General features: G+C 47.3%; 7 protein-coding genes. All 7 read left to right on the forward strand.

Annotated features, from left to right (window positions below):
* Nucleotides 1-107, forward strand: a 107-nt coding sequence (locus ACR2PX_RS16090) for a zinc ribbon domain-containing protein (RefSeq protein ID WP_433999696.1), incomplete at its 5' end; no start/stop codon positions are given.
* Nucleotides 108-127: 20 nt separating this feature from the next.
* A complete protein-coding gene (locus ACR2PX_RS16095) occupies nucleotides 128-1,108 on the forward strand; it encodes a methyltransferase domain-containing protein (RefSeq protein ID WP_434000373.1) in 981 nt (326 codons plus the stop codon).
* Between the two features lie 290 nt (nucleotides 1,109-1,398).
* Nucleotides 1,399-1,986, forward strand: coding sequence for an ANTAR domain-containing response regulator (locus ACR2PX_RS16100; protein WP_434000374.1), 588 nt, complete (start codon nucleotides 1,399-1,401; stop codon nucleotides 1,984-1,986).
* 355 nt (nucleotides 1,987-2,341) lie between these two features.
* Nucleotides 2,342-3,718: a CmpA/NrtA family ABC transporter substrate-binding protein gene (locus ACR2PX_RS16105; protein WP_434000375.1), complete on the forward strand. Its 1,377-nt coding sequence runs from the start codon at nucleotides 2,342-2,344 to the stop codon at nucleotides 3,716-3,718.
* A 149-nt stretch (nucleotides 3,719-3,867) separates the two neighbouring features.
* Nucleotides 3,868-4,866, forward strand: coding sequence for an ABC transporter permease (locus ACR2PX_RS16110; protein WP_434000376.1), 999 nt, complete (start codon nucleotides 3,868-3,870; stop codon nucleotides 4,864-4,866).
* Between the two features lie 40 nt (nucleotides 4,867-4,906).
* A complete protein-coding gene (locus tag ACR2PX_RS16115; protein ID WP_434000378.1) occupies nucleotides 4,907-5,776 on the forward strand; it encodes an ABC transporter ATP-binding protein in 870 nt (289 codons plus the stop codon).
* A 229-nt stretch (nucleotides 5,777-6,005) separates the two neighbouring features.
* Nucleotides 6,006-7,217, forward strand: a complete 1,212-nt coding sequence (locus ACR2PX_RS16120) for an alginate export family protein (RefSeq protein WP_434000377.1) — start codon at nucleotides 6,006-6,008, stop codon at nucleotides 7,215-7,217.
* Nucleotides 7,218-7,637 lie beyond the last annotated feature (420 nt).

Raw genomic sequence — 7,637 nt, forward strand, 5'->3', positions numbered from 1 at the left:
GGGTCTGTTCAGAGTGCGGAGCTGAACATCTGCGTGACGTAAACGCAGCAAGAAACATTCTTGCGGTCGGGCATGACCGTCTAGCTGTAGGAATCCCCGTCCTTTAGGGCGGGGAGGATGTCAACAAGTGCTTACTGCCAGTGTCATGGCACTGCAGGCACATACAGGTTTATCCAAGGGAAATAATAATTTTTTATCTATGACCATTTTCGCATTTCTTTCAGGCGTCCTGTTAACTTGGCTGGTAATGTCGGGTTTGTTATCCCAGTTGATCAGTTTAATCGTCAGCATCTGGTGGCCTTCTTCCAAAAGAGAGCGTGGCATGCTGGCGGATCAGTGGCTTCTTAACAGTGGCGTTGCAACGTCTTCTGGCTGGAGACTGATTGGTTACTGGCGCGAAACCTCCGACTATGGTCAGGCTTGCTCTGAGCTGGCAGGTCTTCTCGCTGATAAAGCCTGTCTTTCCAATCAAGATAAGGTCCTTGATGTCGGCTTTTCCAGTTATGACCAGCTCCTGGTCTGGCTGGATTATTACCAGGTACAGTCATTGACTGCGTTGGCAGAAACAGAACAGTTATTGGCGGGTGCGCAGGATCAGTGTGATCATTATGATCAGTTGAAACTGGAAAGAGGCAATGAGCTGGAACTGGCCAAGCTGGATACAGACTCTTTTGACAAACTGCTGGCTCTGGATTGCGCCTACCACTTTGATAACAAGCCCCAGTTTTTCCACAACGCTAGAAAAGTCATTAAGGATGGCGGCAGTCTGACCTTGACCGATATGGTGCTCAGTCGTCCGTACAAAGATCGTATGGAGCAGAGAATGGTGAATCTGTTGGCACGCTCCTGTGGTATTTCTGTTAAAGGGTTAATGGTTCATCAGAAATACGATTCGAATCTGAAAGAAGCTGGCTTTGAGAAAGTAGAGTTTGTTGATATCAGTCAGGATATTCTATCCGGCTTCTGTTTTTGGTTCTCTCAGCACTTCCGTCAACTGTCGCCTGTTACCCGGCCTAAAGTCTGGATTCGTTTAAGGCTGTTGGTGTGGTTCATTCGTTGGATGCAGCATCGTGGATTATTGGAATATCACGTAATATCTGCTCGATGATGACAGCTTTGTGTCATTATCCACAATAACTGTGGATAACCTTGTGATTTCTTTTTGGATACATCTGGAACCCCCATGATATGGGGGTTTCTTTTTGATTGGTTAAAAAGTAATCAGTTTCTTTTGAGCTTATTTATAGACTGTCGTTTAGTTTCGAATAGCGAAAAGTAAATAGCTATAGATAGGTATTTGTTCTGCCTACTTAACTTCTTGCTGAGTGCTCTGGTATAAGCTTTGCTTAAAAATATCCATGAATAGGTATTTGAAAAGGGAAGAGAGTGCCTCAGACTATGGATTCAGTGTTGTTAATAGGAACCCATTCATCTCGTCTATCCGTTTTGAACCAGGCACTCAATGAGTCGGGTTATGAAGTGATAGGTCGGCTGGAGCAGGCTGACGATCTTGTAACAATGGTTTCCAGTCTCTCTCCTGACATACTGGTGATTGATCTGGATAAACCTGATTCTTCTCTCCTTGAAACCCTTGCTTTGATCAGCAAAAGTTCTCCGCTTCCTGTTGTTATGTTCGTAGAACAATCCACCGATAACATTGTCCAGCAAGCCATACGATCTGGTGTTAATGCCTATATTGTGGCTGACCTTCAGCCCCAACGCGTGAAAACCATTATCGATATTGCCGTTGCACGCTTTCAGGAATATCAGTTATTGAAAGATGAATTGGTGCAGGCTCGCAACCGACTGGAAGATCGCAAGTTGCTCGACAAGGCCAAGGGGTTGCTAATGTCCAGACAGGGGATCAGTGAAGATCAGGCCTATAAAAAGCTGAGAAAGATGGCGATGGATAAAGGTGAAACTCTGGCAGCGGTGGCCAGAAATGTGATCGATGTTTTTAACATGTTGGAAGAAAACGCCTCATAACTGGCAGAGTGATCGTTGTTGGTGCGTGTTTTAAGTCCAGTGCATCAAACTGAAATAAAATGAAAGAAAATTCACAAAATAAGCATAGTTAGAGGCTGTAAATAGTTGGCACGCAGAATGCGTAGAATGCATTAAGTAGATCACAACAATAAAAATGTTCCTGCCAAGGGCGGCAGGAATAAACATTCACAGCAAAGGCGCTGTGAAGACGAGCAAAGACGCTCATCGCTTCCCGGAAGATTTTCCAGGGAGCGGTGGGCGTTTTTTTTTGTTCATGGAAAGGCGGGCTGTTGCGAATTCCTCCCCTGAGAGGTTGGCCGGATATAGCAGCAATGGATAGATTTGGGAGTGGTGAATGAAGTGGTTTAAACCCTTAAAGTCGGTAGCAATGAGCGCCCTGATTAGCGTCAGTGGTCTTGCATCGATGCAGGCACAGGCTGATCTGGGTTATCCAGAAAAAGAAGAGTTGAAGTTTGGTTTTATCAAACTGACCGACATGGCTCCCATAGCCATTGCCTACGAGAAAGGCTACTTCGAAGATGAAGGGCTCTATGTCACCATTGAAGCTCAGGCAAACTGGAAAGTACTGCTGGATGGCGTCATTGATGGACGCCTGGATGGTGCGCATATGCTGGCAGGGCAACCTATTGCAGCCACCATGGGCTATGGCACAAAGGCAGAAATCATTACCCCGTTTTCCATGGACTTGAATGGTAATGGTATTACTGTTTCCAATGAAATCTGGAAACAGATGAAGCCCAACATTCCCAAACAGGCGGACGGCAAACCGCAGCATCCTATTAAAGCTGATGCTCTTAAGCCGGTTGTGGAAAAGTACAAGGAGAACGGCAAGCCTTTCAAAATGGGCATGGTCTTCCCGGTTTCCACACACAATTATGAATTGAGATACTGGCTGGCAGCTGGTGGTATTCACCCAGGCTTTTACGCGCCACATAAGGGCGATACTTCAGGCCAGATTAATGCAGATGCCCTCTTGTCAGTAACACCTCCACCGCAAATGCCATCCACCATGGAGGCCGGAACCATTTATGGCTACTGTGTAGGCGAGCCCTGGAACCAGCAAGCAGTCTTCAAAAACATCGGTGTACCGGTTGTTACTGATTATGAAATCTGGAAAGACAATCCAGAGAAAGTGTTCGGTATTACCAAAGCCTTTGCTGAGAAATACCCAAACACCACGACTCGTCTCACCCGTGCCCTGATTCGAGCCGCTAAATGGCTGGATGAAAACAATAACGCGAACCGTCCTGAGGCTGTGAAGATTCTTTCTCAGTCCAACTATGTCGGTGCTGATTACGACGTTATTGCCAACAGTATGACCGGTACCTTTGAGTATGAAAAAGGCGACAAGCGTGACGTGCCTGATTTCAACGTCTTCTTCCGTTATAACGCAACTTATCCCTACTACTCCGATGCCATCTGGTACTTGACCCAGATGCGTCGCTGGGGACAGATCTCTGAAGATAAGCCGGACTCCTGGTACGTGAATATTGCCAAGAAGGTTTATCGTCCAGACATCTACGAAGCAGCCGCCAGATCCCTGATTAAAGAGAAGCTGATCAAGGCCAGTGACTTTCCGAACTTTGCTGAAGAAGATGGATTCAGAAATCCACAGACTCATTTTATTGACGGCATCGTTTACAACGGTAAGAAACCAAATGATTACATCAACAAGTTCAGTATTGGTCTGAAGCAAGGCGACAAGATTTAATTCTGTCGCGAATGGATCACGGAGGTGATCCATTTCATGCTCGGGCTGTTGAGTATGAAAATCCAGCTCTATCAAGTTTTGTGCAACGTTTTTATGTTCCAGAGTGAGCTGCATTTTCCGCTCAAGGCTGTTTGGGGGAGAGAACAAACATGACAACTGAAACTGCGTTGGCAAATAATAATACTAACAAGCCAATTATTTCTGAAAATCTTAAAGAAGGGATAGCAAAGGCTTTTAAAACTTTGCTGGTGCCCTTGATTGGCATACTCGTCTTCCTGATGCTGTGGTCAGGCGCTGCCAGCAAGATCGATACATCACTAGGAAAGTTTCCCGGACCGGCTGTGGTCTGGGAGCAAATGGGGTCGCTCTACGAAGAACACAGCGCCGAACGAGTAAAAGAGCAGGCCTTCTACGAACGACAGCAGAAGCGTATAGAAGCCAGACTGGCCAAGGACCCGGATTATTCACCCAAAATCCGTGCCTACACCGGTAAGGAAACGTTTCTGGACCAGATCTTCACCAGCCTTATCACTGTGCTGAGTGGATTTGTCCTGGCGGCGGTCATCGCCATACCCCTGGGGATCGCCATAGGACTGAATAAAACCCTGAATGCCGCAGTTAACCCTGTTATTCAGATTTTTAAACCGGTTTCTCCCCTGGCTTGGTTACCTTTGGTGACTATGGTTGTCAGCGCAGTCTATGTCAGCCCTGATCCTTTGGTAGCCAAGTCCTTTTTAAATTCCATGATTACCGTCACGCTCTGTTGTTTGTGGCCCATGGTAATCAATACATCAGTAGGCGTTGCCTCTATTGAAAAAGATCTGGTGAATGTCAGCCGTGTGCTGAGACTGCCAGCTCTGAAGCATGTGCAGAAAATTGTTCTGCCTGCTTCCATACCGATGATCTTTACCGGTATGAGATTGTCGTTAGGTGTCGCCTGGATGGTTCTGATCGCAGCAGAAATGCTGGCTCAGAACCCCGGACTTGGAAAGTTCGTCTGGGATGAGTTTCAGAATGGCAGCTCCAACTCGCTGGCCCGGATTATGGTTGCCGTTGTCGTCATCGGACTGATCGGTTTTCTGCTGGATCGCACTATGCTCCAGTTGCAGCGCTATGTCTCCTGGGACAAAGCCGGCACAGCCAGTTAATTCAACACGGAGGTGAACAGTCATGAACTCATCAAAAGCCATGAACGCTCAAAAAACAGCGAACATTTTATTAGACATCAGCCATATCGACATGGTGTTTGAAACCCCCAAAGGCCCATTTACGGCTTTGAAAGGGGTGGATCTGAAGATCAGTCAGGGCGAGTTTGTCTCGCTGATCGGTCACTCAGGTTGTGGAAAATCAACGGTACTGAACATCGTTGCCGGTTTGTATCAGGCTTCTACAGGAGGCGTGGTTCTCAATGGTAAGGAAGTGAGCGAACCAGGACCGGAACGAGCGGTAGTCTTTCAGAATCATTCACTGCTGCCCTGGCTAACGGCCTATCAGAATGTAGAGCTGGCGGTTAAGCAGGTATTTGGACGCTCAAAAAGCAAGTCCGAAACGAAAGAGTGGATCGAGTACAACCTTGAGCTGGTGCACATGGAACATGCGATGCACAAAAGGCCTGACGAGATTTCTGGTGGAATGAAGCAGCGTGTCGGGATTGCCAGAGCACTCTCCATGCAACCGGAAATCTTGTTGATGGACGAACCTTTTGGTGCTCTTGATGCTCTGACCCGAGCTCACATGCAGGACTCTTTGATGGAGATCCAGCAGGAGCTCAACAACACCGTCATTATGATTACCCACGATGTGGATGAAGCCGTACTGCTATCGGATCGAATCGTCATGATGACCAACGGGCCAGAAGCCACCATTGGTGAAATTCTCGACATCAATCTGGAGCGCCCCAGGGATCGCCTGGCTCTGGCTGAAGATCCGGAATACACCCATCTGCGTTCAGAAGTATTGAAGTTCCTTTATGAGAAGCAACGCAAGGTGGAAAGCATCAGCAAACATAAAACCAAAAAAGAATCTTCCAGCGGTAAGGAAGGCATTCAGGCTGCATAGGGGCTGTTGACGTTTTGTTTTAGCGCTCAGCAGTTATGGATGCTCCGAAAAGCGGCCATCTACAGCGTTAAACCTCCTTGACGTAGGGGAGCTAGGCCTTCCTCGGTTTGCCTTGTATATGACCGCTTTTCGGTAGCACTGAGTCGCAAAACAAAACGTCAACAGTCCCTAATATCCGGGGGGATAAAACGCAGCTCAATCCACAATAATAAGAACGGAGTTGAAGTCTTTGAAACACACAAAGGTAACAGTATTGGCAGCGGCTATTGCGGGGGCAGCCGCTGTCTCAACCACACAGGTTCAGGCCGATGAATTCATTGAAGCCATTACCGGAGGGGAAGCGTTTGGTGACTTCCGCCTGAGGTACGAGACGGTTGATCAGGACAATGCCCTGAAAGACGGTAAAGCTCTGACGCTCAGATCACGTCTGGGTTACAAGACAGGTGATTATTATGGTTTTTCCGGTCTTCTGGAATTTGAAGATTCAAGGTCTATAGCCGGTATTGATGATTACAACGATACGGTGGGCAATGGTACGGACTATTCTGTCATCGCTGATCCGGAAGTCACTGAAGTCGATCAGGCTTTTATTCAATATAAAATGGAAGGGCTGACAGCGAAGCTGGGCAGACAGGTCATTGCTTATGATAATCAACGTTTTTTGGGGCATGTGGGCTGGCGACAGGACCGACAAACCTTTAACGCCCTTACCGCCGATTATATGCCTGTTGAAGGACTGTCACTGAAATACGCTTACATCAACAAGCGCAACCGTATTTTTGCCCAAGAAAAGGATCTGAGATCCAAAGATCATTTGCTCAATGCATCCTACTCAACACCGATAGGAAAGCTGATCGGCTATGCCTACTTGCTTGAGCTGGATAACGATACTGACAACAGTCTGGACACTTATGGTGTGAGACTCTCAGGTTCGGCTGAAGCCAATGATCTGAAATTCCTCTACACCGGTGAGTATGCCAGTCAGAAGAGCGAATCAGGCTCAAATAAATACGATGCCAATTACTACTTTGCAGAAGGTGGTGTGGTGATCTCCGGCATTACAGCCAAAGTGGGTTATGAGGTGCTGGGCTCCGATGATGGCAAGTATGGTTTCTCAACGCCATTGGCCACTGCACACAAGTTTAATGGTTGGACGGATCAGTTCCTGGGAACACCGGCACAGGGTCTGAAGGATCTTTATGCTTCGGTAGGTGGCAAGCTATTTGGGGGTAAGTGGTCCGTAACCTATCACGACTTCAGTGCTGACGAAGATACCTCGACGATTGATGATCTGGGTAAAGAAATTGATCTGGTCTTCAGCAAGAAGTTTGGTAAACACTACAACGCGGGTGTGAAGTATGCGACCTACTCTGCAGGTGATAAGGCTGCAGGCAAGGTAGACACCGATAAACTCTGGTTGTGGGTTGGTTTGAGCTTCTGATACTAACGATAAGGGAAGCTTCAGCTTCCCTTTTTTTGATCCCCTGTTCGGCCTGCAAAAAACATTTCTGACAGCTAATGCGGAAGCTGAGCCTTCTTTCGTATTCATACCTTAGATGCATAACTCAAAAATTGCTTACATTAACTGCCTGGAGTCTGGTCTGGAGTCGTCTATTTTTTAACCGGTCACCATGAAATGGAGCAGACGACTTTGAAACACACAAAGGTAACATTACTGTCAGCGGCTATTACGGGGGTTGTTGCTGTCTCAAGCCTACCGGCTCAAGCGGATGAATTTATCGGTTGAGCGTAAAACCCCGTACTTTGAGTGCGGGGATGTAAGCTCGTCGGCGATAGCCGACTAATGCGGTGTTCTCTGCTGCTGAACGTACTGTTTGATGACTTCTATAGGAGCGCCACC

Origin of the sequence: Endozoicomonas sp. (assembly GCF_051008435.1) — a bacterium.
Taxonomy (GTDB): Bacteria; Pseudomonadota; Gammaproteobacteria; order Pseudomonadales; family Endozoicomonadaceae; genus Endozoicomonas_A.